A 23,631-nucleotide genomic window follows, 5' to 3' on the forward strand; every position below is an offset into this window, starting at 1 on the left:
GGAGATCGGCTAGTCGCAAGCGCCGGCGCTGCCCCTCATCCGCCCTTCGGGCACCTTCTCCCCGTGAACGTGGCGAAGGAAAGCAGTGCCTTACGCAAACGCCCCATGACAATGCTTGTATTTTTTCCCTGACCCGCACGGGCAAGCCTCGTTGCGGCCGACCTTGCCCCAGGTCGCCGGGTTCTTCGGGTCACGGTCTTCGGGGGCGACGATGGCGTTGGTCTCCTGGCGGACCAGCACGGCCGTCTCGCCGCCTTCGAAATCGTCCTCGCCGGTGAAGCCGTCGATGTGGCTGCCGAACATGTCGGGGGCCTCGGGCGGCGGCGCTTCCGCCGCCTGGCGGACCAGTTCGACGCGCATCAATTGCGCGGTGACGGCCTGGCGCAGATTGCCCAGCATCGCCTGGAACAGCTCGAACGCTTCGCCCTTGTACTCCTGCAGCGGATCGCGCTGCGCATAGCCGCGGAAGCCGACGACCGAGCGCAGATGGTCGAGATTGACGATGTGCTCGCGCCACAGATGGTCGAGCGTCTGCAGCACCACCGAGCGCTCGACATAGGTCATCACGTCGGGGCCGAAACGCTCGGCGCGCTCCTTGGCGGCGGCCTCGGCGGCCTGGCTGACGCGCTCGCGGATGTCGTCCTCGGCGATGCCCTCTTCCTTGACCCAGTCCTCGACCGGCAAATCGAGGTTGAGGAATTCGGCGATCTCGGCCTTGAGGCCGGCGACGTTCCACTGCTCGGCATAGGCATTTTCGGGAATGTTCTTGGCGACGATCTCCTCGATGACGCCTTCGCGCATCTCGGTGATGGTCTCGGACAGGCCCTCGCCGTCCATCAGCTCGATGCGCTGCTCGAACACCACCTTGCGCTGGTCGTTCGAGACGTCATCGTATTTCAAGAGGTTCTTGCGGATGTCGAAGTTGCGCGCCTCGACCTTCTTCTGCGCCTTTTCCAGCGCCTTGTTGATCCACGGATGGATGATCGCCTCGTCTTCCTTGAGGCCGAGCTTCTGCAGCATGCCGTCCATGCGCTCGGAACCGAAGATGCGCATCAGGTCGTCCTGCAGCGACAGGAAGAATTTCGACCGGCCGGGATCGCCCTGGCGGCCCGAGCGGCCGCGCAACTGGTTGTCGATGCGGCGCGATTCATGGCGTTCGGTGGCCAGCACGTAGAGGCCGCCGGCGGCGAGGGCCTTTTCCTTCAGCCGGGCGATGTCGTCGCGGATTTCCTTTTCCCTGGCCTCGCGCTCGGGGCCGGCTGGCATGTCGCCAAGCTCCTCGGCGATGCGCATGTCGGCATTGCCGCCGAGCTGGATGTCGGTGCCGCGGCCGGCCATGTTGGTGGCAATGGTGATGGCGCCGGGCTTGCCGGCCTGGGCGACGATCGCCGCCTCGCGCTCGTGGTGGCGGGCGTTCAGCACCTCGAAATCCTTAAAACCTTCCTTGCGCAGGCGTTCGGCCAGCTGCTCGGACTTCTCGATGGAAGTCGTGCCGACCAGCGTCGGCTGGCCCTTGGCGCGGGCTTCCTTGATTTCCTTGACGATCGCCTTGTATTTCTCCTCGACCGTCCGGTAGACCTCGTCGTCTTCGTCAATGCGGATGACCGGCAGGTTGGTCGGGATCTCGGTGACGTCGAGATTGTAGATGTTGGCGAATTCCTCGGCCTCGGTCAGCGCCGTGCCGGTCATGCCGGCGAGCTTCTTGTAGAGGCGGAAATAGTTCTGGAAGGTGACCGAGGCGAGCGTCTGGTTCTCCGGCTGGATCGCCACATGCTCCTTGGCTTCGAGCGCCTGGTGGAGGCCTTCCGAATAGCGGCGGCCGGGCATCATGCGGCCGGTGAACTCGTCGATGATGACGATCTCGCCGTTGCGTACGATGTAGTCCTTGTCCCGCTGGAACAGCCGGTGCGCCTTCAGCGCGTTGTTGACGTGGTGGACGATGGCGACGTTCTCGACGTCGTAGAGCGACTCGCCCTTGAGCAGACCCGCATCGCGCAGCATGTTCTCCAGCTTCTCGGTGCCTTCCTCGGTGAAGATCGAGGTCTTCTGCTTCTCGTCGATCTCGTAGTCCTGCGGCTGCAGCTGGATGATGAAGGTGTCGATGGTGTTGTACATTTCCGAACGGTCCTCGAGCGGACCGGAAATGATCAGCGGCGTGCGCGCTTCGTCGACCAGGATGGAATCGACCTCGTCGACGATGGCGTAGCTGTGACCGCGCTGCACCATCTGGGCGCGCTCGTATTTCATGTTGTCGCGCAGATAGTCGAAGCCGAGCTCGTTGTTGGTGGCGTAGGTGACATCGGCGGCGTAGGCGACGCGGCGCTCCTCGTCGGACAGGCCGTGGACGATGACGCCGACCTTAAGGCCGAGGAATTTGTAGACGCGGCCCATCCATTCGGAGTCGCGCGTGGCCAGATAGTCGTTGACGGTGACGACATGGACGCCATTGCCGGCGAGCGCGTTGAGGTAGACCGGCAGCGTCGCCACCAGCGTCTTGCCTTCGCCGGTGCGCATCTCGGCGATGCCGCCATTGTGCAGCACCATGCCGCCGATCAGCTGCACGTCGAACGGCCGCATGCCGAGCACGCGGCGGGCGGCCTCACGCACGGTGGCGAAGGCCGGCACCAGGAGGTCGTCGAGACTGGCGCCGTTGGCGATGTCCTGGCGGAATTTGTCCGTGCGGGCCTGAAGCTCGGCGTCGGAAAGCGCCCGCATCTCGTTTTCCATGGCATTGATCGCCTCGACGCGCGGCCGGGTCGATTTGACCCGACGATCGTTGGAGGAGCCGAAAACCTTACGGGCGAGACCGCCGAGACTGACCATCCAATGGCCCTTTCGATAGCATTCCAAGTCGTTGCGACAGGCGCCGGCTGGCCCCATCAACTCCACGTGAACGCGGACAAACGCAAAAAGCGCCCGGAAAACGGTTCTGGACGCAAAGTCGTTGGACAGATAAGAGGGGGCTCATTCGATGTCAACGCCGCGCTCGCCCTGTCGACCGCGCCAAATTCCGCCACAATCTTGCTGGTCTGGAAGCCATTCCGCTCTAGCTACCCCGCTTTGGAGATAATCGTAATGTCAGTATTGTTCCGCCGCGCGTCGCTCGCCAGCCTTGGTCTGGCATTCGGGCTATCGGCCCTCTCGCTGTCGCCGCTGATGGCACAGGAGGCCGCCCCTGCCCAGCCGGCAGCACCCGCTCCGGCGGCCAAGCCGGTCGATCCGAACGCCGTGGTCGCCACCATCAACGGCCAGACGCTGACCGAGGCAGACCTTGGGCTTGCCGAGGGCGAGCTGTCGCAGCAATTCGCGCAGCTTCCGCCCGAGCAGCGCCGCGCCGCGGCGCTGTCGGCGGCGATCGAAATCCGCGTGATGGCGGCCCAGGCGGTGACCACCGGCCTCGACAAGGATCCCGACTTCCAGCGCCGCATGGCCTTCCTGCAGCAGCGCGCGCTGCATGGCGAAATGGTCGAGAAGGGCGTCGTCGACAAGGTTACCGATGCCGAGGTCCGCGCCCGCTACGACCAGGAAATCGCCAACACGCCGCCCACCAACGAGGTGCACGCCCGTCACATCCTCGTGAAGACGAAGGAAGAGGCAGACGCCATCATCAAGCAGCTCGACGGCGGCGCCGACTTCCAGAAGCTTGCCAACGAGCACACCAGCGATCCGAGCGGCAAGACCAGCGGCGGCGATCTCGGCTGGTTCGGACCTGGCCAGATGGTGCCGGAATTCGACAAGGCGGTGTTTGCGCTGGCGGTCGGCAAATATACCGACCAGCCGGTGCAGTCACAGTTCGGCTGGCATGTCATCAAGGTCGAGGACAAGCGCACCAAGCAGCCGCCGGCGTTCGACCAGGTCAAGGACCAGGCGCGCCAGGCGGTCATCCGCGACAAGTATTTCGCGCTGGTCAAGTCGCTGCGCGCCAACGCCAAGGTCGACATCCCCGATGCGAACCTGAAGAAGACGGTCGACGCGCTGGAAAGCGCCAAATAGGCCAGATTGGGCTATGACAGGGCGCGCTGCCGCCCTGTCGCTTCTATTTGGTAGGGCGAGCGATGATGCGTCGACGCCGCCGCCGGACCGCCGTGGCGTCGCCGGCATCGTCAGCGACGATGCCTTTCAAGACATAGCCGACCATCCTGCGCAGCGTTGCTTCGTCCTCGTCCAGGCGGTTCGTCAGAAGATGCGTCCAGGCGAACGAGGCAATCAGGTCGGCGACGACAGTGGCATCGACATCGGCTGCCACCTCTCCCCTTGCCTTGGCGCGTTCGACCATCTGGCCGGTGTGGATGCGACGCCCTCTTGCGTATTCGGCGAGGGCGGCGGCGGCTTTTTCGTCCGACTGCGCCTCGGCAATCAGCGATCTGAACACGCTGCCCGACGACGTGTCGCGCCAGTGCGCGAACAAGCTCTTCAGGAAGCCGACGAGATCCTCCGCAAGGTTCCCAGTATCGGGATTGTCGACGCGCTTTTGCCGCTGGTAAACGTCGAGCAGCAAGGCGGCCTTGCTTGGCCACCAGCGATAGATCGTCGGTTTTCCGGCGCGTGCGCGGCGCGCCACCGCCTCGATCGAGAAGCCGGAATAGCCGGCTTCGACCAGCACCGCCTCGGCGGCATCGAGAATGGCATCGGCGCTTTCGGGGCTGCGCCGTGCGCCAGCCGACTTGCGCCCGGGATCGGTGATTTCGCCCATCTCTTCTTCCTTACCCGTTCCTTACCCGCGATTTCAGCAGCCATCATATACAACTCTTGACGAAACGGAACGATCCGTTTTATATGTAACGGAACGTTCCGTAACGATAAGGAGAGTTTGATGAACTCGACCGCCGTGACCCGCTTTTCGCGCCTGCGCTTCGCCCTGCTGGTGCTGCTCGGCGTGTATCCGCTGATCACTGCCATTTTGTACGTGGTTTTTCCGCTGACGCAGGAATGGCAAATCTGGCAGCGCACGCCGGTCATCGCGCCGCTGATGGTCTCGATCATGATCTGGGGACTGATTCCGGGCGTGCAGCGGGCGTTTCGCGGGTTCATCAACCCAGCGGTCCGCTGATGTTCATTCCAGCGCTTGCGACGTTTCCGACGCAACGCGCCACGCGCCATCGGCCAGCACGAGTTCCAGCGTCACCCGCGCCTTGCCGGTCAGGCGCTGCGCCGATTTGTCCTTCGGCACATAGTCGTAGCGCATGGCGAAAACCACGTCGGCACGGTCCTTGCCTTGCGGCGTCACCTCAAGGCTGCCGGGCTCGAGACCGAACGACCACGATGCCCATTGCGCGAACCAGTCGGTCTTGACCTTGACGATCGCCTCGCTGTCGTAGCGCGTGCCGTAAATGGTGGCCGACGAACCGTAAAGCCGCTTGACGGTTTCGCGCATTCTCCTGGCATCAGGCGCCAGATAGTTTTCGCGCAAGAATTTTTCGATGGCACCCTCGTCGCCGACGGAGCGTTCGAGCGCAGCCACCTGCGACGCGGGAGCCGGGCTGACGGCCGGTTTCGGTTGCTGGGCAGTGTCTCCGCCCGGAACGAATTCGAAACGCTCGAGCAGCGACCCCTGCTCCCAGGGACGCTGCGCCTCGCGCGTTGCCGAAACGACGTCGCGGCGCACCGCAATCATCATGTCGTTGATGCTCTGTCCGGGTTCCGCCATATGCCGCAAAAGTGCCGCCGCAAACGGCGAGTTGCGTCCCGTCCCGTCCATTGCGACGGCGCCGGGCGCAGTCGAGAAGGCGATGAATGAGCCGCGTGTCGACTCGAACTGGGCAAGACCGGCGAGAGCCGTCGCCGAGCGCGTCGTGGCGCTGCGGCTGAGACTTCGGGCAAACGGGTTGTTGCGGCAGGCATCGAGGAAGACCAGGCTGACCTTGGTCTGCTGCTCCATGATGTCGAGAACCTCGTCGATCGGCACCGCCTCGAGCTGCAGCTTGACCGGCATGTCCAGCCGGGCGTCGACCGGCACGATGAAGTTGCGCCCGTCGACCTGCAGGCCGTGGCCGGCATAGTAGAACAGCCCGGCACCGGCACCCTGCAGCGCATCGGAGAATTCGCCGATCTTGCGTTCGAGCTCGCGCTTGCCGAGATCGTTGCCTTCGATCACCTCGAAACCGATGGCGCGCAGCTTGTCGGCGATGTCGAGCGCATCGTTGACGGGATTGGCCAGCGTGCCGGCTTCGGCGTAGCTGCCGTTGCCGACCACAAGCGCCACGCGCCGCGCCGTCTGCGCATCGGCGCGCAGCAGCAGAAAGCCCAGAAACGCCAGTGCCAAGACCACAAGCCTGCCCATGGGGCAGGATCATAGCGCTATCGGTCGCAGCGACGCCAACAAATTTGCAACAGCCTGCTTGCTGCATGAGGCGGTGTCAGGCTTCCGGCACCCGTAACGGCTGTGAAACGCCTTGCGCCAGCGCGTGCTATCGGGCAAACCGGCGTTCCTTTCGCGATTTTTCCCGCCCGGGGTCTTCCATGTCCACACAGGTTTCGCCGCTCGCGCCGAAGAAATATCCCAAGATGCCGGTGATCGAGGGCGTGCGCATCGCCACCGCCGAGGCCGGCATAAAATACAAGAACCGCACCGACTTGCTGGCCATGGTGTTCGACGCCGGCACCACCGTCGCCGGCGTGTTCACCAGGTCGAAATGCCCTTCGGCGCCGGTCGATTTCTGCCGGCAGAACCTCGTGGCTGGCAAGGCACGCGTGCTGGTGGTCAATTCCGGCAATGCCAATGCCTTTACCGGCCAGAAGGGCCGCGCCTCGACGGCACTCACGGGCGAGGTGGCGGCGAAAGCGGCCGATTGCACAGCGGGCGAGGTATTCCTGGCCTCGACCGGCGTGATCGGCGAACCGCTCGACGCCGGCAAGTTCAGCCATCTGCTGGCCGGGCTGGTCAAGGACGGCAAGCCGGAATTGTGGACCGAAGCCGCCAAGGCGATCATGACTACCGACACCTATCCCAAACTGGCGACCGCGACGGTCAAGCTCGGCGATGCCGACGTCACCATCAACGGTATCGCCAAGGGCGCCGGGATGATCGCGCCCGACATGGCGACGATGCTTTCCTTCATCGCCACCGATGCGCCGATCGCAGCACCGGTGCTGCAGGACCTCCTGTCGCGCGGCACGACCAAGACCTTCAACGCGGTTACCGTCGACAGCGACACCTCGACCAGCGACACGCTGCTGATGTTCGCCACGGGTGCTGCCGCCAGGCGCGGCGCGCCGGCAATTTCCGACCCCAAGGATGCGCGCCTCGGCGCGTTCCGCCGTGCCCTCGGCAAGGTGCTGAAATCGCTGGCACTACAGGTGGTGCGCGACGGCGAGGGCGCCCGCAAGCAGGTCGAGGTCACCGTCACCGGAGCCAAATCGGCCCGCTCGGCCAAGCGCATCGCGCTGTCGATCGCCAATTCGCCGCTGGTCAAGACGGCAGTCGCCGGCGAGGACGCCAATTGGGGCCGCGTCGTCATGGCTGTCGGCAAGGCCGGCGAACCGGCCGACCGCGACCTTCTGTCGATCTGGTTCGGCGACAACCGCCTGGCCTATCAGGGCGAGCGCGACGCCGCCTATTCCGAGGAGGCGACTTCGGCGTATATGAAGCGCGACGAGATCCGCATCCGCGCCGACATCGGCATCGGCCGCGGCAAGGCGACGGTGTGGACCTGCGATCTCACCAAGGAATATGTCGCCATAAACGGCGATTATCGGAGCTGATGGCGTTGGCTTCCAGACATCCGGCAAGCGTGTTGGCGATCGTGCGCCGCTATGAGGCGGCCGGCTTTCGCGCCTGGCCGGCGGCCGCCGTCCATTATGACGGCACCTGGGTGGTTCGGCTGACGGCCGGCCACCCGGCCAAGCGGCTGAACTCGGTCAATCCGCTCGATCCGGGCGACATCCAGCACATTGCCGAGCGCATCGGCCGTGCCAGCCGCCGCTTCGACGCGTATGGCAGGCCGCTGACCTTTCGCATCTCACCGCTGTCGGGGCCTGATCTTTCGAAGTACCTCGACAGCGAAGGCTGGAGTACGTTCGCGGAGTCGCTGGTCATGCGGCTGCCGCTGGCGGACGCCGCGCTCGACGATGCCATGGACCAGATTCCGTTGAAGGACATCAGCCGTTTCATCGGCGCGGCGCTCAAGGTGAGCGGCTCGGATGTGTCGCTGCGTCCGGGCCTGTCGGAGATCATCGGCGCCATCCAGCCGGAGGCCGGGCTGTTTGCGCTGGAGGCCGGCAGCGAACCGCTGGCAACGTTGATCTGCGTGCATGACGGCGACCTTGCCGGCCTGTTCGAGATCGCCACCGACAGGTCGGTGCGCAACCAGGGCCATGGCCGCCATCTCATCCGGTCGGCGCTGAAATGGGCGCGGCTGCGCGGGGCGCGGGAAGCCTGGCTGCAGGTCGAGGCGGACAACGCGCCGGCGCTGGCGCTCTACCGTTCGCTCGGATTCGACGAAGTCTATCGCTATCGCTATCGCCGGCCACCCGGCGCATGAGCGGCTTGGATACGGTCGGCAAACGCCTGCTCCTGGTCGCGGCCTGCGCGCTGGTCGACGCCGACGGGCGCGTGCTTTTGGCGCAGCGGCCCGAAGGCAAGCAACTCGCCGGCCTGTGGGAGTTTCCGGGCGGCAAGGTCGAGCCTGGTGAGACGCCGGAACAATGCCTGATCCGCGAATTGTACGAGGAGATCGGCATCGAAACCGACATCCCTTGCCTGGCCCCACTCACCTTCGCCAGCCATTCCTACGATGATTTTCACCTGCTGATGCCGCTGTTCGTCTGCCGTCGATTCCGCGGCATTGCCCAGCCGAAGGAAGGCCAGGTGCTGAAATGGGTGCGGCCGCGCCAGATGCGCGATTTTCCAATGCCGCCGGCCGATGCCCCGCTGATCCAGTTCCTCATCGACCTGCTGTAACGGCCGACCTGCCGTAAATCGGGCAGCGCCGCAACGCGCTGGCAGCAGCGTTAATGAAAGATTTATCTGACCGTGAAAAATTGACGCCAGGCGGTTACGCCGATTCCACCGCTGGGGAGCGATTTGCATGAGCCTTGAAAAGGACTGGGACTCGCCTTGGCCGGACCGCCTTCCTGGCGCCGCCAATGCCGGCATGGGAATATTGCGCATCGCCCTCTTGTTCGGCTCGGCCGCGGTGGCTCTGGCCTTGATCGCGACGCCCTACCTCGACAGCCGGACCCGCTCGCAGTTTGCCCGCGACGGGCTTGATACGATGAGCACCGGCTCGATCGGCCAGCGCGACAGCTATACGCTACGCAAGAGCGTGCTGCAGCCGCTGCCCAGTTCGGTCTGCGTTATACGGGCCGATGGCAGAAGCAGCGGCGACTGCTGACCGCTCAACAGATCTCCAGGATTCGGCTGTTTCCTAGAATGCAGCTGGTTCACCCCGCGTTAAGCCTGTCGCATTAACCTTTCTTAACGGGTCGGCGCTAGGTTCAGGCAAGAGGGATGGCGCCCATGAAAATCTTGCTGCAACGATTTTTAGAAGACGAGAGGGGTGCGACGGCTATCGAATATGGTTTGATCGTCGCCGTGCTGTCGCTTGCCATTGTCGCTGGTATTGGCCAGGCTGCCGGCGCCATCCAGTGGTTGTTCAGCGACAACAGCAGCAAGCTTGCCAACGCTTTTGCACAATGACCCGCTTAGCTTTTGCGTGGAATACGCTTGGCTTTTGCGCAAGGATCCGCTCAGGGGCCGCCGGGGTTTTCCAGGATTGTCTTCAGCGATATTTTTGCGGAGCCCGGCTTCAGCGGCTTTTGCTGAGAGGCATCGGGCGCCCAGCCTGACATCCAGACCACCGAGAAACTCGCCCTGACGCGGCCATCGGCATCCGAAAACCGCTCCGCATAGATTTCGGCGGCGCGCGCGAACAGCGCTCGCGTGCCCGGCCGCCTGCTGCGGTCGACAAGCGCGCTGGTCTCGCCCATGGCGCGCAGGTCGGCGACCAGGCCAAATAGCGAATCGTAGCGCACCGTGATCGTCTCGACGTCGGCAACCGGCAGTGCCAGGCCGGCGCGCTGCAGCAGCGCGCCGGCGTCGCGGACGTCGGTGAACGGGATCACACGCGGGCTGGCGCCGCCATAGAGCTCGGTCTCGGCGGCAAGCAGGCTTTCGCGCAGTTCGGAGAGCGTGCCTGTGCCGGCGAAGGCGCCGAGGAAAAGCCCGTCCGGCTTCAGCGCCCGGCGGACCTGCACCAGCATGCCGGGAATGTCGTTCATCGCCTGCAGCGACAGCAGCGACACTGCGAGGTCGAGGCTTTCCGGCTCGAATGGCACGGTTTCCAACGGCGCCAACAGTCCTGGCTGGCCACCCAGGAAAGCGGCGTCGGCCTCGACGCGCACGTTTTCCGTCACCTTGCCGCTTTCGGCGAGCACCTCTGCTGCAGCCGGCGTCTGGCAAAACAACGAGGCCGCCTTGCCGAACCTGCGTTCGACGGCGCCGAGCCGGTCGGCAAGATCCTCGGCCGCCCGCCGCATGAGGAAATCCGCGCCGGCGATGGGGCGGGCCAGTGCCCGGCGCTTGCGCGCCAGCCAGAGCGAGGTGTCAATTACAGGCTGCAATGGGCAGGTCCTTGTGCTTCGCTCTCTGATATAGTGATGCGGAGGACCAACCACGTGGCCGATCCCATGCCAGAGATCAAGCGTATTGCGATCAAGAGCATTGCCCGCAAGGCATTGGGCTGGCCAGCGCGCCTCTTGTTCCCGCCCGTCTGTGCCGGCTGCCGCCGCCATGTCTCGCAGCCCGGCGTGTTGTGCGGCGCCTGCTGGCCGAAACTCAGGCTGCTGGAACGGCCGTGGTGCCCGGTGATGGGCACGCCGTTCACCCACAATATGGGTGAGGGTTTCCTGTCGGCGGAGGCGATAGCCGACCCGCCGCCGTTCGAGCGCGCGCGGGCGGCGGTCGCCTATTCCGGCGTTGCCCGCCAGATGGTGCAAGGGCTGAAATACCAGGACCGCACCGATCTGGCGCCGTGGATGGCGCGCTGGATGCTTCGCGCCGGTGCCGAGCTCATCGCCGAGGCCGATGTGGTCGTGCCGGTGCCGCTGCACTGGCGGCGTTTCTTCAGGCGGCAGTTCAACCAGTCGGCGGAACTGGCGCGGGCGGTGGCGCAACTCGGCGAGCGGCCTTTCGCGCCATCAGCCATCAGGCGCGTCAAACTCACGCGCCAGCAGGTCGGGCTGGAGCGGCGGGAACGCGAGGAAAATGTTCGCGCCGCATTCAAAGTGCCTGATGAGGCGGAGATCGAAATCACCGGCCGCCGGGTGCTGCTGATCGACGACGTCTACACCACCGGCGCCACCGTCCGCGCGGTCGCCAAGGCGTTGAAGAAGGGCGGCGCCGGCGCGGTCGACGTACTGACCTTTGCGCGTGTGCTGCCGGGGGACTTTCGGGCCGACGAATCGGCGCCTATATAGCCTAGGAACGAGGCAGGATTGCTGACCGATGGTCGATGTGACGATCTACACGCGGATGATGTGCGGCTATTGCACCGCGGCCAAGCGGCTGCTCGATAGGAAGGGTGTGACCTACACCGAGCACGACGCCTCCTTCTCGCCGGAGCTGCGCCGGGAGATGATCTCCCGCGCTCACGGCCGTTCCACCTTTCCGCAGATATTCATCGGCGACACGCATGTCGGCGGCTCTGACGATCTCCACGAATTGGAGGCGGAAGGACGGCTGGACACATTGCTCGCCAACGGCTCGGCCAGATAAGGACATGACTATGGGTGGTTTCAAGGCGGCGGCGATCCAGATGCGTTCGGGAACCAGCCCGGAGCGCAATGCGGTCGATCTGGAACGGCTGGTGCGCGAGGCGGCAGGCCTTGGCGCGACCTATATCCAGACGCCGGAAATGACCGGCGCGCTGATCCGCGACAGCCAGGCACGGGCCGCTTCCTTCACCTCCGAGGACAAGGACATCGTCGTCTCGACGTCGCGGCGGCTGGCCAGCGAGCTCGGCATTTTCCTGCATATCGGCTCGACCGCCATTCTGCGCGCCGACGGCAAGCTTGCCAACCGCGCCCTTCTGTTCGGGCCGGACGGCGCCACGATTGCCACCTACGACAAGATCCACATGTTCGACGTCGATCTCGACAATGGCGAGAGCTGGCGCGAATCCGCCGCCTATGAGCCTGGCACCGAGGCCGTCGTCGCCGAAGTCAATGGCGCGAAGCTCGGCTTTGCCGTCTGCTACGATCTGCGCTTTCCGCAGCTGTTCCGTGCCGAGGCGCTGGCCGGCGCCGATCTGCTTTCGGTGCCCGCCGCCTTCACCCGCCAGACCGGCGAAGCGCATTGGCACGTGCTGCTCAGGGCGCGAGCCATAGAGAACGGCGCCTATGTGGTTGCCGCCGCGCAAGGCGGCGTGCACGAGGACGGCCGCGAAACCTATGGCCATTCGCTGATCGTCGATCCCTGGGGCCGCATCGTCGCCGAAGCTGCGCATGACGAGCCGGCGGTGATCGTCGCCGAGATCGACCCGGCGCAGTCAGTCGCTGCGCGCAAAAAGATACCGAATCTCAAAAACGCACGCGATTTTGCCGTAAACGCCGGTTCGGCGGAGGCAATTCCGCTCAGGGGTGCCGCCTCTTGATCCGCTTTTCCCTGATCTGCGAGCACGAGCACGAGTTCGAGGCCTGGTTCCGCAGCAACGACGATTTCGACACACAGAAGAGGCGCGGTTTCGTCGATTGCCCGGCCTGCGGCTCGCATAAGGTCGACAAGGCGCTGATGGCGCCTGCCGTCTCCACCGGGCGCAAGCGCGAAAGCATCGCGCTGGCCATGGGCGAGGCGCAGAAGCAGGCGCTGGCGCAGCTCAAGGCGCTGGCCGACAAAGTGCGCGAGAATGCCGACTATGTCGGCGACAAATTCGCCGAGGAAGCGCGCAAGATCCATTTCGGCGAAAGCGATCCGCGCGGTATCTATGGCGAGGCGACGCTGGACGAGGCCAAGAGCCTCGCCGAAGACGGTGTCGAGTTCATGCCTATTCCAAGCTTCCCCGACGACCGCAACTGAGGAAAGTCTTGCCCCATCCGGAGAAGACTGAAAAGCGGCGTGGTTCAGAGGTAGTGATCCGTGTTTTCAGCTGGTTGGCTATAAAGTCGATCGATAAGAGGACGATCGATGGGTTGCCAGTTTTCTATACGGGCGAGAGCGGTGGGAAAGATGCAGATAAGGTTGCCGCCGCGCTGCGGTTGATTCAAGAATTTGACCCTGTTCGATACAGCCGTCTGGTCCGCGATCTCAAACGGATCTGGATTACAATCAATCCAGGTGCCGCTGCGCAATTTGTGAAATCGACTTCGACTTGCGAGCTTGATCGGCGATTTGTTCTAGGCGAGCACACGCTGACCGACCAGATCGCCAGCGCGATAGTGCATGAGGCGACGCATGCGCGTCTCCGTCAGCGAGGCATTGGCTATGAGGAGGAATTGCGCCACCGGGTGGAGTGGGTTTGCATGAGACGTGAACTGGCTTTTGCGGCGAAACTGCCGGACGGGGCGAGTATTCGTCAATGGGTCGAAGCTCGACAAACGGAACCCTCGGATTTTTCCAATGTAGCGATGAATGGTCGGCAAATTGATAGCGCGCGTGATGCCTTGCTCCATCTCAATGCTCCAGGTTGGCTGGCAGACTTGATCGTCTTTTTCGCACGGCAGCGATATCAGAGGCGTATCAGGCGACAAGAAGCTGAAGCGCATTTCGACAAGCGAAAATGATGCTCCGTTTCGCTTGTGGGGATTCGCTTCCGCCCAGAGCGGCGATGCCGCCGCCCCCTGCACAAGCGTCCGCAATTTCAGGCCGAGCAGCAAGGATGGGCCTCGCGGGTAATCGTCTCGCTCCGTCTTTCATGCCCGCCACTTGACGGAGTTGCTTCCGCATAGGCTGCAAACTGGCGTTCAAGCGCCTTGACTGCACTGCTGCGCCAGCCCTCCGCCAGGGATTCCGACATGGGATCGGGGAAGATTTCCTCTTCGCCGTTCTCCACGCCGTCCAGGATCGCTCGTGCGACAGACTCCGGAGAGGCTTTCGCGATGTCCAGGCCCCGTGTCATGTCCGTGTCCACCGGGCCGGGAAGGACCCTGTGGACGCTGACACCCCGTCCGGCCAAAAGGGTGCGCAACGACTGCGACAGCGAGAACGAGGCCGCCTTCGAGATGGAGTAAGCCGGACTGAACGGCACGGCGGCAATCGAGGCCAGCGACAGAATGTTGACGATGGCTCCCCGCGACCGGGCGAGCAACGGCAGCAGAGCCTGGGTAACGTCGTACGAGCCGAAGAGGTTTACGGCGAGCTGTTGTTCGAGCACACGACGGTCGCTGAGGTCATCGATAGGCGATACGCCGGCGTTGTTGATGAGGATATCGAGAGCATCGATCTTCTCGACGGCCTCCCGGATCTGCGCAGCGTTGGTCACATCCATGGTCAGGGGCGTCACACGCCGGTCCGGATGAGCCATCGGTTTTCGGGTTGCGGCATAGACGCGCTTTACGCCTCTGCTCAGGGCTTCCTCGACCAGTGCCCGACCGATGCCCCGATTGGCTCCAGTCACCAGGATGGTTGTACCTTCGATCTTCATTGCGTCTCTCCTAATGCTTATCGTTGTGTTCGAGCGTTGGCGCGCCGCAACTCAGGTTGGCTACAGTCGCCGTTGTCGATACGACTGGTTGGTGAGATGGACTTAGCGCCGGGCATCGAAGCCATGGGAGTGACAAGTGTGACGGGATTCCGATGGACTCGCTGATCACGGCCGCGGCGCATGCGCTTGCGACGGGCGATCCGCTCGGCGCCTTGAAGCGGGTTGCGCTGCGCGACGATGCGCCGGCGCTGGCGTTGCGCGGTATCGCGATGGCGCAGCTTGGCGACCTGGTTCGGGCGAAGGTTCTTCTCAAGAGGGCGGCGCGCGCATTCAGCCCAAGGGAGGCCGTGGCCCGCGCGCGGTGTATCCTCGCCGAGGCCGAGATCGCGCTCGTCTCGCGCGACCTTACCTGGCCGGCCAAGGCACTCGACGCCGCACGGGCGACGCTCGAAAAGCATGGCGACCGCGTCAACGCCGCGCATGCGCGCAACCTCGACGTTCGGCGCCTGCTGCTGATCGGCCATCTCGACGAAGCCGAGCGCAGGCTGGACGGCTTCGATCCGTCGCCGCTGCCGCCGGCATCGCGGGCCGCCCACGAGCTGGCTGTCGCCGGCATCGCCATCCGCCGCTTGCGGACCGGTCCTGCGCGCGCCGCGCTCGGGCTGGCGGCGCGGGCGGCGCGCGCGGCGGGCATCCCCGCGCTGATCGCGGAGGTGGAGAGCGCATCGCTGGTGCTGGACACGCCGGCCGCGCGCCTTGTCGCGCGTGGCGGGGAACGGCCCCTCCTGCTCGATGAAGTCGAAGCGCTCCTGGCGTCGGGGGCGCTCGTGGTGGATGCATGCCGCAATGTCGTGCGTGTCGCAGACACCGTCGTCTCGCTGGCGACCCGCCCGGTGCTGTTCGCGCTGGCCCGCGCGCTGGCCGAAGCCTGGCCGGGGGACGTGGCAAGAGCGACGCTCATTGCGCGCGCTTTCCGCGGAAAGGACGCGGACGAATCACATCGCGCACGATTGCGCGTCGAAGTCGGGCGGCTTCGCGCGGAGCTTCGGAGCTTGGCGGATGTGAGCGCGACGAAGCGGGGCTTTGCGCTGGCCCCGCGCCGCGCAGGTGAGGTCGTCGTGCTGGCGCCACCCGTCGAAGAAGAGCATGCCGCCGTGCTCGCCTTCCTCGCGGACGGCGAGTCTTGGTCGAGTTCGGCCCTGGCGATTGCGCTTGGAGCCAGTTCGCGTACCGTGCAGCGAGCGCTCGAGCAGCTCGCCCAGGCCGGCAAGGTGCAGTCGTTCGGCCGCGGACGGGCGCGTCGCTGGATGACCCCGCCGCTGACGGGTTTCCCGACAATCTTGTTACTCCCCGGCCCACTGCCGGGCTACTAGGATGGAATTATGGAACGATCCGCAGCCGAAATCCTTCGAGAATATGGACCCTTTCCGGGTGTCGACCACGTGGACGGCGTTACCTTCGACGGTGAGCATGTCTGGTTTGCCTCAGGCGACAGATTGAACGCCTTCGATCCGGCGAGCGGCAACGTGGTGCGCTCGATCGACGTCGCGGCACACGCCGGAACGGCCTTCGACGGCCAGCACCTCTATCAGATCGCCGAGGATCGCATCCAGAAGATCGATCCGAAGAATGGCCAGGTGCTGGCGACGATCCCGGCGCCCGGCAATGGCGGTGATTCCGGGCTCGCCTGGGCCGAAGGAACACTCTGGGTCGGGCAGCATCGGGGCCGAAAGATTCATCAGGTCGATCCCGAGACAGGGGCAATTCTTCGCACCATCGTTTCCAACCGCGTCGTCACCGGCGTCAGCTGGGTCGACGGCGAGCTGTGGCATGGCACCTGGGAGGGTGAGGAGAGCGATGTCAGACGGATCGATCCTGAAACGGGAAAGGTCCTTGAGAAGCTCGATATGCCGCCGGGAACAGGCGTGTCGGGGCTCGAATCCGATGGCGGCGACCAGTTTTTCTGTGGCGGCGGAAACAGCGGCAAGATCAGAGCTGTTCGCCGGCCCAAACGAGGCTCGGCGACCAGGATTTAAGCTTTCCACCCTCTCGGCCGGCCCTCTTGGCCGCCCTGGGTTAGCCTAGGCTCGCTATCAGTTTTTCGAGCAGGCGAGCCAGCATGATCTGCTCCGGGCGTGCTAACCCGGAAAGTATCTGGTGCTCGTTGGCGACGTGAGCGGTAACCGCCTCGTCAATCAACCCCAGACCCTTTTTAGTCAGCTGCACGACAATGCCGCGGCGATCGTCGGGGTGCGGCCCGCGCTTGATCAGGCCGGATTTCTCGAGCCGATCGAGGCGGTTGGTCATCGCGCCCGACGTCACCATCGTCGCCTCGTAGAGAGCCGTCGGCGTCAGCGCGTATGGCGGCCCGGAACGACGCAGCGTCGCCAGCACATCGAATTCTCCGGATTGCAGCCCGTAACTTGCAAACAGCGGCGCCAGCCGCTCTCGTGCGATCAGCGAGGCGGCCTCGTTCAACCGTCCGAGCACGGCCATCGGCGAGACATCGAGATCCGGCCGTTCCTTTTTCCATTGCCCGATCGCTTTTGCTGCGCGATCCATGTCTCTCACCGTTATGTATCTTGACGTGAAGAATCTTTACCTTATCTTACCTCAGCTTGCGATATTGGCCAAGTGCCGCGAACGGGCGACGGGACGGTGCGATGAAATTTCTCTGGGACTCGGCGCTTGGCCTTCTGGTTGTCACCGGTGGACTGCTCGGCCTGACGCTGCCGTTCGGCAAGATCGCGACGGCGGCCGGCGTGGCCGCCATGGTCTGGGCCTTCGTCATCTCGCTTGGTGCCGGCGGCGTGCTTTTGTGCGCATTGCTGCTCAACGGGAAGCGCATGCGGCTTACGCCGCACAGGCTGCGCTATTTCTTCGTCACCGCGGCCGTCTCATATGCAATCCCCAATCTGCTGATGTTTTCAGCCATTCCGCATCTGGGCGCCGGCTACAGCGGCATCATGTTCACGCTGTCGCCGGTCGTCACGCTGGTGTTCTCGATGCTGCTCGGCGTCAGGCGCCCGACCATGCTGGGCATCGTCGGCATAGTCGTCGGTTTCGTCGGCGCAGTCATGGTGGCGGTGACGCGCGGCGAAGCGGGCCAGCCGGCCGAATTTTTCTGGGTTGCGATGGGCCTGCTCATCCCGGTCAGCCTCGCCGCCGGCAACATTTACCGCACCGTCGACTGGCCCGAAGGCACCGGCCCGATCGAGCTCGCCGTCGGCAGCCATCTGGCAGCAGCCTTGATGCTGGTTGCCGGCATTCTCGTCCTGCTTGGCGGCAATGCATTCGGCTCGCTCGGCGGCGTGCCGCTGATCGCCGCGGCACAGGTGGCATCAGCCTCGGCGATGTTCGCCTTCTTCTTCCGCCTGCAAGCGGTCGGCGGCCCGGTCTATCTCAGCCAGATCGGCTACGTCGCGGCGGCGGTCGGGCTGTTTGCCGGGACGCTCTTCCTCGGCGAGCGCTATCAATTGCTGACCTGGGCCGGTGCCGTCATCATCACCGCCGGCGTGTTCATCACCACCAAGGCGCAAAGCCAGAGGCCATAGGGGCCAGAAGGCGTAAGCTTCAGACGGATGCCTTCTCCGCCAGCACCATGTAGTTGACGTCCATGTCCTTCGAGCGCTGCCAGCGGTCGGCGAGCGGGTTGTAGGTGACGCCGGTGCGGTCGATGACGGTCAGGCCGGCGCCGGCAAGCGCCTTTTCCAGTTCCTCGGGGCGCACCAGCTTGCCGAACTGGTGGGTGCCGCGTGGCAGCCAACGCAGCACATATTCGGCGCCGATGATGGCCAGGCCCAGGGCCTTCAGCGTGCGGTTGATGGTGGCGACGAACATAATGCCGCCAGGCTTGACCATCTCGCCGCATTTGGCCAGGAACAGATCGACATTGGCGACATGCTCGACCACTTCCATGTTGAGGATGACGTCGAATTTTTCGCCGGCATCGGCCAGGTCTTCCGCGGTCGTGGCGCGATAATCCACGCTCACGCCGACTTCCGCCGCATGCAGCTTGGCCACTTCGATGTTGGTGGCGGAGGCATCGGCGCCGACCACTTCGGCGCCAAGCCGCGCCATCGGCTCGCACAAAAGCCCGCCGCCGCAGCCGATGTCAAGGAAGCGGAGGCCTTCGAACGGCCGTGCCGCACGCGGATCGCGGCCGAAGCGGGCCGCCACCTGGTCGCGGATATAGGCAAGCCGGATCGGGTTGAACTTGTGCAACGGGCGGAACTTGCCGTTCGGGTTCCACCATTCGGCGGCAAGGGCGGAAAATCGTTCCACCTCTCCGGCATCGATCGTCGATCGTCGGGGCTCAGGCATGGCGTGGTCTCCTCGGACGCTAGGAAGTCGGGCGCGAGGCTGCGAATGTCAAGGCGCGAAATTCACCGCCGGCGGTGCGATGCGCGCGATGCCTTCCGGCGCCGCCTTTTGCCGGCTGCATTTGTGTCAGCACGTGTCAGTTGATGGTGTGCCGGAAGGAAACGCCTAGGCTTTGGCGGACGAAGCAGAGACATCGGGTTCGGAGGAGTGCGCAATGATGCGAGCGGTTGCTTCCATTCTTTGGCGCCGGCTTGACCAGGAAGGCCACGACGCTTGCCTTCTGTCGGAAGCGAGTTCCGGGTGGAACCTCAGGGGACACGCGCTTTTCGTCCAGGACGGCGAGCCGTGCAGCATCGCCTACGAGGCGGATTGCGACGCCGATTGGCATACACGATCGGCGCGCGCCGACGGCTTTCTCGGCACGCAAGAGCTGCATTACAGGATCGACCGGCTGACCGAGCGCCAATGGACGCTGAACGGCGAGCATCAAGCGGAAGTCGACGGTCTCGTCGATGTCGATCTCGGCTTCACGCCCGCCACAAACCTTTTGGCGCTTCGCCGTTTTGCCCTCGATGTCGGTATGGCGACGCCCGCGCCGGCAGCCTATCTGACATTTCCCGAACTCAGGCTCGTTCGCCTCGAGCAAACCTATCAGCGCGTCGATGCTGCACATTACGCCTATGCCGCCCCGATGTTCGGCTACCACGAGACACTGGAGGTCTCGCCGCTCGGTTTCGTCCTCGACTATCCGCGCCTGTGGCAGGCCATCGTACGGACGGGCTGAACCGCCCGCGTTGGGAGTGCAGCTGGCCGGTGTGGCTTAACGGCAAATTTACGATATTGGCGGTTTCTTAACGTTGGGTCAGTGTTTGGCATTTAGATTGCTGTCCGAGTAGGGGCAGCCCGGTGCGCATAAGAACCCAGATAGTCGCGACATTGTTCAGCGCCGTGGCCTTGATCGGCCTGGTCGGCGGCGTTGCGATCGTCTCGCAGATATCGCTGACCAAATCCGTGGCGCTGGCCGAGGCGACAAGCGTCGCACGGCAGTTGGCCGAAACTATTGCCTTCAGGGCATCGGACGCGCCGCGTTCATTATTCGAGAGACCCGATGCGCTCCGCGAATTCGTGACTTTGCAGCACGGCCGCTCGAAACGCGATCTCGTCATCGTAGACAAGAACAAGGTTATTTTCGCCGACGTTCCAGGAGAAGAGCAAAATATCGGCACGACGTTCGACTACGATCCCGGCAATGAAATCGCCCGGACGATTGACGACGGCGTGCCGCGCAACTTCGTCGAGGCCAGTGCCGACGTGGCCGATCCGATTGACCTGATTGCAGTGCCGATCGAGGATGCACCCGGCAAGATCGCCGGCGCCGTCCTGTTCGAGTATACGCCGCTGCTGCGTGCCGCGCAGCAGCGCACGAACGATATGCTGTGGCTTGTGGGCCTGTGTACCGCTGCAGCCGTGCTGATCGCGGCGGCCTCCGCCTTCCTGTTGTTGCGAGGCTTCAGTAAAGGCCTTGCTGGTCTCAACCGCGGCATCGAATCGCTGGCGCGCGGCGACGCCGGGGCCCGTATCGGCCGCACCTCCGATGACGAGTTCGGACAGTTGGCGCAAGGGTTCGACACCATGGCCTCCGAAATCGAAGCCTCGCGCGCTCAACTTGTCGATCAGAAGGCCTACATCGAAGACATCGTCCAGACCGTTGCCGAAGGCATCGCCGTCATCGACGGCAAGGGTCAGGTCGTGTCCGTCAATCCGGCGGCAGCCGAGATCATCGGGCGGCGCAGCGACAAGGTCGTGGGGCAGGACTGGCAGTCGGCCCTGGATATCCGGGGGCCGTCGGGAGACAAGCCCGCGTCGGGAACATCTCCGGTCGAACTGGCCATGACCACCGGCCGCCGCCACCAGAATGAGGTGAGGCTGGCAAAACCGGATGGGACCTCCTTGCCCGTGGTCGTCAGCTGCAATCCGCTCAACCGCGCCGATGGCGGCATCGTGCTGACGCTCAGCGACATCAGCGACCTGCGCAGTGCCGAGCGGGCGGTGCACGATCGTGCCGAAGAACTGGCGAGGCTCAATCGTGAACTGAAAGAGACATCGGAGGCCACGACCCGCCTGGTCAAGCTCGGCGAACTGCTTCAGGCCTGCGTCACTTTTCACGAGGCATTTTCCGTCGTCGGCTCCGCCATGCCTGATTTCTTCGGCGGATTGAGCGGAACCGTTCATCTGACCAGTGCGTCGCGCAACCTGGTGGAGGAGATGGCGCATTGGGGCACCATCCGGTCGAGCGTCGGCCAGTTCGGACCGGAAGATTGTTGGGCGCTGCGGCGCGGCCAGGAGCACGTCGCCGGTCCAGGCATGCTGACGCCGCGCTGCAACCACATCACCGAAAATGGCGGTCGCGGCTATGTCTGCATGCCTCTAGCAGCGCAGGGAGAGACGCTTGGCATCCTGCATCTGTGCGAGCCGAATGCCGTTGACAAGCCGGAGTGGCTTGCCGAACGGCAGCAGATACTGCGTGGCGTCGTCGATACGCTGGCGTTGGCGCTTGCCAATCTGCGTCTTCGCGAGACGTTGCGGCAGCAGTCGATCCGGGATCCCAACACCGGGCTCTACAATCGCCGCTACCTTGAGGAGACCAGCAGCCGCGAGCTCAGGCGCCTGGAACGTGCCGAGCAGCCGCTGACGTTGATCATGCTCGACGTCGATCATTTCAAGCAGTTCAACGATACGTTCGGTCACGAAGCGGGGGATCTCGTCCTCAAGCAGGTGGCCGCCACGCTGGTCGACCATGTCAGGGAAAGCGACGTGGTTTCGCGCTACGGCGGCGAGGAATTTGCCTTGATGATGCCTGGAACGTCACTGGCCGATGGCGCTGATCGCGCCGAAGCTCTGCGAAAGGCGATCAAGCAGCTGCATGTCACGCACCGCGGCCGCACGCTCGGCACCATCACCGCGTCGTTCGGGGTCGCCGCCTTCCCGGAGCTCGGCGCCTCATGGGCGGAGATCGTCAATGCCGCGGATCGCGCTTTGTATCAGGCAAAGGCTGAGGGCCGTGACCGCGTCATCGCCGGAGCGGGTCTCGCCCGTGTCGAGCAGCAAAAGCCAAAACTCACCAAGAGCGTGGCTTGAAATCTGGTTGATGGACGGGGCAAGGCGACGGAATCCTCACCGCCTTGCGAAACCGCGATCATTTGGCTAAGGAGGCCGCGCATTGAGCGCCCGGCCACAGCTTGGCGCATTTTTCCGCTTTTCGGCCTTCGGTCCGGCATCCAGTCAAAGGCATTTCGCTTCTATGGCGCGCATCGTGATGAAATTCGGCGGAACCTCCGTCGCCGACATCGCCCGCATCCGCAATGTGGCGCGTCATGTCAAACGCGAGGTCGACGCCGGCCATGAGGTCGCCGTCGTGGTCTCGGCGATGTCCGGCAAGACCAACGAGCTCGTGCAATGGACGCGCGAGGCCTCGCCGATGCACGATGCGCGTGAATATGACGCCGTGGTCGCGTCCGGCGAGCAGGTCACTGCCGGCTTGCTGGCGATCGCGCTGCAGAATATTGGCGTGCATGCCCGCTCCTGGCAAGGCTGGCAGATTCCGATCAAGACCGACAACGCGCATGGCGCGGCGCGCATTCTCGATATCGACGGCGGATTCCTGATCAAGCGCTTCGGCGAAGGCCAGGTGGCGGTGGTCGCCGGTTTCCAAGGCATCGGGCCGGACAACCGGATCGCAACGCTCGGCCGCGGCGGTTCCGATACCAGCGCTGTCGCCATCGCGGCAGCGGTCAAGGCCGACCGCTGCGATATCTACACCGATGTCGACGGGGTCTACACGACCGATCCGCGCATCGAGCCGAAGGCGCGGCGGCTGGCCAAGATTTCCTTCGAGGAAATGCTCGAAATGGCCTCGCTCGGCGCCAAGGTCCTGCAGGTGCGCTCGGTCGAGCTTGCCATGGTGCACAGGGTGCGTACGTTTGTGCGGTCGTCCTTCGACGATCCCGATGCACCCGGAATGGGGGATTTGCTCAATCCGCCGGGAACGCTTATTTGCGACGAGGAAGAGATCGTGGAACAGCAGGTCGTCACCGGAATTGCCTATGCCAAGGACGAGGCGCAGATTTCGTTGCGCCGCGTCGGCGATCGGCCGGGCGTCGCCGCCGGCATTTTCGGGCCGCTGGCCGAGGCCAACATCAATGTCGACATGATCGTCCAGAATATCTCCGAGGACGGCAAGTTCACTGACATGACCTTCACCGTGCCATCCGGCGACGTCGACAAGGCGCTCGCCGTGCTCGAGCGGCTGAAGGCGACGATCGGCTACGACGTGGTGCAGTCGGAAGCCGGCATGTCGAAGGTCTCGGTCATCGGCATCGGCATGCGCAGCCATGCCGGCGTCGCCGCTACCGCCTTCAAGGCGCTGGCCGACCGCGCGATCAACATCCGCGCCATCACGACGTCCGAAATCAAGATTTCGATCCTGATCGACGGTCCCTATACGGAACTAGCAGTTCGCACTTTGCATTCCGTCTACGGTCTGGATAAGCAGTAGCAGACTGCATCGGCCCGAAAATCGGAATCGATTTTCGGAAGGCAGGATGCGGCGGATCGAAAATCTTGGAGCGGTCTTTATGCGTCCAATTGGACGATGGCGCTCTAATTGAGTTGTTGCGTTTGTGCCGCTGTGCAGGGCAACCTGCACCGGTTGAAACGCTATTGGAGAAGAAGC

General features: G+C 64.1%; 25 protein-coding genes. 18 read left to right on the plus strand and 7 right to left on the minus strand.

The window, feature by feature from the left end:
- Positions 1-90: 90 nt before the first annotated feature.
- Positions 91-2,823 (minus strand): preprotein translocase subunit SecA, encoded by a 2,733-nt coding sequence (gene secA, locus NKH49_RS25125; protein ID WP_352617241.1) that lies wholly within the window; start codon positions 2,821-2,823, stop codon positions 91-93.
- 252 nt (positions 2,824-3,075) lie between these two features.
- On the opposite strand from secA, the gene NKH49_RS25130 reads away from it, so the two are divergent.
- A complete protein-coding gene (locus tag NKH49_RS25130; protein WP_352456658.1) occupies positions 3,076-3,993 on the plus strand; it encodes a peptidylprolyl isomerase in 918 nt (305 codons plus the stop codon).
- A gap of 43 nt (positions 3,994-4,036) precedes the next feature.
- On the opposite strand, the gene NKH49_RS25135 is transcribed toward NKH49_RS25130, so the two are convergent.
- On the minus strand, positions 4,037-4,693 hold the full coding sequence (locus NKH49_RS25135) for a TetR/AcrR family transcriptional regulator (protein WP_352928384.1): 657 nt from the start codon (positions 4,691-4,693) through the stop codon (positions 4,037-4,039).
- A 120-nt stretch (positions 4,694-4,813) separates the two neighbouring features.
- On the opposite strand from NKH49_RS25135, the gene NKH49_RS25140 reads away from it, so the two are divergent.
- On the plus strand, positions 4,814-5,050 hold the full coding sequence (locus NKH49_RS25140) for a putative antibiotic biosynthesis monooxygenase (protein WP_352617237.1): 237 nt from the start codon (positions 4,814-4,816) through the stop codon (positions 5,048-5,050).
- Between the two features lie 3 nt (positions 5,051-5,053).
- Here the strand turns inward: NKH49_RS25140 and NKH49_RS25145 are convergent, their stop codons facing one another.
- Positions 5,054-6,280, minus strand: a complete 1,227-nt coding sequence (locus NKH49_RS25145; RefSeq protein WP_352617234.1) for a caspase family protein — start codon at positions 6,278-6,280, stop codon at positions 5,054-5,056.
- 179 nt (positions 6,281-6,459) lie between these two features.
- On the opposite strand from NKH49_RS25145, the gene argJ reads away from it, so the two are divergent.
- The 5 genes from argJ (at position 6,460) to NKH49_RS25170 (ending at position 9,637) form a co-directional block, all read left to right on the plus strand.
- Positions 6,460-7,701: a bifunctional glutamate N-acetyltransferase/amino-acid acetyltransferase ArgJ gene (argJ, locus tag NKH49_RS25150; RefSeq protein ID WP_352617231.1), complete on the plus strand. Its 1,242-nt coding sequence runs from the start codon at positions 6,460-6,462 to the stop codon at positions 7,699-7,701.
- Positions 7,701-8,480 (plus strand): GNAT family N-acetyltransferase, encoded by a 780-nt coding sequence (locus NKH49_RS25155; RefSeq protein ID WP_352471332.1) that lies wholly within the window; start codon positions 7,701-7,703, stop codon positions 8,478-8,480. Before argJ ends, NKH49_RS25155 begins: the two co-directional genes overlap by 1 nt.
- On the plus strand, positions 8,477-8,899 hold the full coding sequence (locus NKH49_RS25160; protein WP_352491816.1) for a (deoxy)nucleoside triphosphate pyrophosphohydrolase: 423 nt from the start codon (positions 8,477-8,479) through the stop codon (positions 8,897-8,899). Before NKH49_RS25155 ends, NKH49_RS25160 begins: the two co-directional genes overlap by 4 nt.
- Positions 8,900-9,026: 127 nt before the next feature.
- On the plus strand, positions 9,027-9,332 hold the full coding sequence (locus NKH49_RS25165) for a hypothetical protein (protein ID WP_023677980.1): 306 nt from the start codon (positions 9,027-9,029) through the stop codon (positions 9,330-9,332).
- Positions 9,333-9,457: 125 nt separating this feature from the next.
- Positions 9,458-9,637, plus strand: a complete 180-nt coding sequence (locus NKH49_RS25170) for a Flp family type IVb pilin (protein WP_352453066.1) — start codon at positions 9,458-9,460, stop codon at positions 9,635-9,637.
- Between the two features lie 50 nt (positions 9,638-9,687).
- On the opposite strand, the gene NKH49_RS25175 is transcribed toward NKH49_RS25170, so the two are convergent.
- Positions 9,688-10,560: a methyltransferase domain-containing protein gene (locus tag NKH49_RS25175; protein ID WP_352577157.1), complete on the minus strand. Its 873-nt coding sequence runs from the start codon at positions 10,558-10,560 to the stop codon at positions 9,688-9,690.
- A 54-nt stretch (positions 10,561-10,614) separates the two neighbouring features.
- On the opposite strand from NKH49_RS25175, the gene NKH49_RS25180 reads away from it, so the two are divergent.
- Genes NKH49_RS25180 through NKH49_RS25200 form a run of 5 tightly spaced genes read left to right on the plus strand, consistent with a single transcriptional unit; the run spans position 10,615 to position 13,716 of the window.
- Positions 10,615-11,415, plus strand: coding sequence for a ComF family protein (locus NKH49_RS25180; protein ID WP_352471329.1), 801 nt, complete (start codon positions 10,615-10,617; stop codon positions 11,413-11,415).
- Positions 11,416-11,443: 28 nt separating this feature from the next.
- Positions 11,444-11,713, plus strand: coding sequence for a glutaredoxin 3 (gene grxC / locus NKH49_RS25185; protein WP_352617227.1), 270 nt, complete (start codon positions 11,444-11,446; stop codon positions 11,711-11,713).
- Positions 11,714-11,723: 10 nt separating this feature from the next.
- On the plus strand, positions 11,724-12,590 hold the full coding sequence (locus tag NKH49_RS25190) for a carbon-nitrogen hydrolase family protein (protein ID WP_352617224.1): 867 nt from the start codon (positions 11,724-11,726) through the stop codon (positions 12,588-12,590).
- Positions 12,587-13,012 (plus strand): DUF1178 family protein, encoded by a 426-nt coding sequence (locus tag NKH49_RS25195; RefSeq protein ID WP_352471325.1) that lies wholly within the window; start codon positions 12,587-12,589, stop codon positions 13,010-13,012. Before NKH49_RS25190 ends, NKH49_RS25195 begins: the two co-directional genes overlap by 4 nt.
- Positions 13,013-13,020: 8 nt before the next feature.
- Positions 13,021-13,716, plus strand: coding sequence for a hypothetical protein (locus tag NKH49_RS25200; RefSeq protein WP_352617221.1), 696 nt, complete (start codon positions 13,021-13,023; stop codon positions 13,714-13,716).
- 77 nt (positions 13,717-13,793) lie between these two features.
- Here the strand turns inward: NKH49_RS25200 and NKH49_RS25205 are convergent, their stop codons facing one another.
- Positions 13,794-14,576 (minus strand): SDR family NAD(P)-dependent oxidoreductase, encoded by a 783-nt coding sequence (locus NKH49_RS25205; RefSeq protein ID WP_352617219.1) that lies wholly within the window; start codon positions 14,574-14,576, stop codon positions 13,794-13,796.
- A gap of 152 nt (positions 14,577-14,728) precedes the next feature.
- Between NKH49_RS25205 and NKH49_RS25210 the strand changes: the two genes are divergently transcribed.
- Positions 14,729-15,949, plus strand: a complete 1,221-nt coding sequence (locus tag NKH49_RS25210; RefSeq protein ID WP_352928387.1) for a helix-turn-helix domain-containing protein — start codon at positions 14,729-14,731, stop codon at positions 15,947-15,949.
- A 9-nt stretch (positions 15,950-15,958) separates the two neighbouring features.
- The gene (locus NKH49_RS25215; protein WP_352617216.1) at positions 15,959-16,612 is read left to right on the plus strand and encodes a Vgb family protein; all 654 of its coding nucleotides are present in this window, start codon (positions 15,959-15,961) and stop codon (positions 16,610-16,612) included.
- Positions 16,613-16,652: 40 nt separating this feature from the next.
- Here the strand turns inward: NKH49_RS25215 and NKH49_RS25220 are convergent, their stop codons facing one another.
- On the minus strand, positions 16,653-17,138 hold the full coding sequence (locus NKH49_RS25220) for a MarR family winged helix-turn-helix transcriptional regulator (protein WP_352617213.1): 486 nt from the start codon (positions 17,136-17,138) through the stop codon (positions 16,653-16,655).
- Between the two features lie 101 nt (positions 17,139-17,239).
- Here NKH49_RS25220 and NKH49_RS25225 point away from each other — a divergent pair, with 101 nt between their 5' ends.
- Entirely contained in the window at positions 17,240-18,130 is an 891-nt protein-coding gene (locus tag NKH49_RS25225; protein ID WP_352617210.1) for a DMT family transporter, read from the plus strand.
- Positions 18,131-18,149: 19 nt separating this feature from the next.
- Here the strand turns inward: NKH49_RS25225 and ubiG are convergent, their stop codons facing one another.
- A complete protein-coding gene (gene ubiG, locus NKH49_RS25230; RefSeq protein ID WP_023675148.1) occupies positions 18,150-18,899 on the minus strand; it encodes a bifunctional 2-polyprenyl-6-hydroxyphenol methylase/3-demethylubiquinol 3-O-methyltransferase UbiG in 750 nt (249 codons plus the stop codon).
- Between the two features lie 214 nt (positions 18,900-19,113).
- Here ubiG and NKH49_RS25235 point away from each other — a divergent pair, with 214 nt between their 5' ends.
- From NKH49_RS25235 to NKH49_RS25245, 3 genes are all read left to right on the plus strand, one after another.
- Positions 19,114-19,683: a putative glycolipid-binding domain-containing protein gene (locus tag NKH49_RS25235; protein WP_352617207.1), complete on the plus strand. Its 570-nt coding sequence runs from the start codon at positions 19,114-19,116 to the stop codon at positions 19,681-19,683.
- Positions 19,684-19,805: 122 nt separating this feature from the next.
- Positions 19,806-22,037 carry a sensor domain-containing diguanylate cyclase gene (locus NKH49_RS25240; protein ID WP_352617204.1) on the plus strand — a complete coding sequence of 744 codons (2,232 nt, stop codon included), beginning with the start codon at positions 19,806-19,808 and terminating at the stop codon, positions 22,035-22,037.
- Positions 22,038-22,200: 163 nt separating this feature from the next.
- Positions 22,201-23,454: an aspartate kinase gene (locus tag NKH49_RS25245; protein WP_352471486.1), complete on the plus strand. Its 1,254-nt coding sequence runs from the start codon at positions 22,201-22,203 to the stop codon at positions 23,452-23,454.
- Positions 23,455-23,631 lie beyond the last annotated feature (177 nt).

Origin of the sequence: Mesorhizobium sp. M1088 (assembly GCF_040318575.1) — a bacterium.
Lineage (GTDB): Bacteria > Pseudomonadota > Alphaproteobacteria > Rhizobiales > Rhizobiaceae > Mesorhizobium.

Bases quoted from the DNA above. Each gene is read 5' to 3' on its own strand.
- NKH49_RS25135 (WP_352928384.1), bottom strand. From the start codon at position 4,693: ATGGGCGAAATCACCGATCCCGGGCGCAAGTCGGCTGGCGCACGGCGC.
- NKH49_RS25235 (WP_352617207.1), top strand. From the start codon at position 19,114: ATGATGCGAGCGGTTGCTTCCATTCTTTGGCGCCGGCTTGACCAGGAA.
- NKH49_RS25210 (WP_352928387.1), top strand. From the start codon at position 14,729: ATGGACTCGCTGATCACGGCCGCGGCGCATGCGCTTGCGACGGGCGAT.
- NKH49_RS25220 (WP_352617213.1), bottom strand. From the start codon at position 17,138: ATGGATCGCGCAGCAAAAGCGATCGGGCAATGGAAAAAGGAACGGCCG.
- NKH49_RS25130 (WP_352456658.1), top strand. From the start codon at position 3,076: ATGTCAGTATTGTTCCGCCGCGCGTCGCTCGCCAGCCTTGGTCTGGCA.
- NKH49_RS25145 (WP_352617234.1), bottom strand. From the start codon at position 6,280: ATGGGCAGGCTTGTGGTCTTGGCACTGGCGTTTCTGGGCTTTCTGCTG.
- NKH49_RS25205 (WP_352617219.1), bottom strand. From the start codon at position 14,576: ATGAAGATCGAAGGTACAACCATCCTGGTGACTGGAGCCAATCGGGGC.
- NKH49_RS25160 (WP_352491816.1), top strand. From the start codon at position 8,477: ATGAGCGGCTTGGATACGGTCGGCAAACGCCTGCTCCTGGTCGCGGCC.
- NKH49_RS25190 (WP_352617224.1), top strand. From the start codon at position 11,724: ATGGGTGGTTTCAAGGCGGCGGCGATCCAGATGCGTTCGGGAACCAGC.
- ubiG (WP_023675148.1), bottom strand. From the start codon at position 18,899: ATGCCTGAGCCCCGACGATCGACGATCGATGCCGGAGAGGTGGAACGA.
- NKH49_RS25165 (WP_023677980.1), top strand. From the start codon at position 9,027: ATGAGCCTTGAAAAGGACTGGGACTCGCCTTGGCCGGACCGCCTTCCT.
- grxC (WP_352617227.1), top strand. From the start codon at position 11,444: ATGGTCGATGTGACGATCTACACGCGGATGATGTGCGGCTATTGCACC.
- NKH49_RS25140 (WP_352617237.1), top strand. From the start codon at position 4,814: ATGAACTCGACCGCCGTGACCCGCTTTTCGCGCCTGCGCTTCGCCCTG.
- argJ (WP_352617231.1), top strand. From the start codon at position 6,460: ATGTCCACACAGGTTTCGCCGCTCGCGCCGAAGAAATATCCCAAGATG.
- NKH49_RS25225 (WP_352617210.1), top strand. From the start codon at position 17,240: ATGAAATTTCTCTGGGACTCGGCGCTTGGCCTTCTGGTTGTCACCGGT.
- NKH49_RS25170 (WP_352453066.1), top strand. From the start codon at position 9,458: ATGAAAATCTTGCTGCAACGATTTTTAGAAGACGAGAGGGGTGCGACG.
- secA (WP_352617241.1), bottom strand. From the start codon at position 2,823: ATGGTCAGTCTCGGCGGTCTCGCCCGTAAGGTTTTCGGCTCCTCCAAC.
- NKH49_RS25245 (WP_352471486.1), top strand. From the start codon at position 22,201: ATGGCGCGCATCGTGATGAAATTCGGCGGAACCTCCGTCGCCGACATC.
- NKH49_RS25155 (WP_352471332.1), top strand. From the start codon at position 7,701: ATGGCGTTGGCTTCCAGACATCCGGCAAGCGTGTTGGCGATCGTGCGC.
- NKH49_RS25215 (WP_352617216.1), top strand. From the start codon at position 15,959: ATGGAACGATCCGCAGCCGAAATCCTTCGAGAATATGGACCCTTTCCG.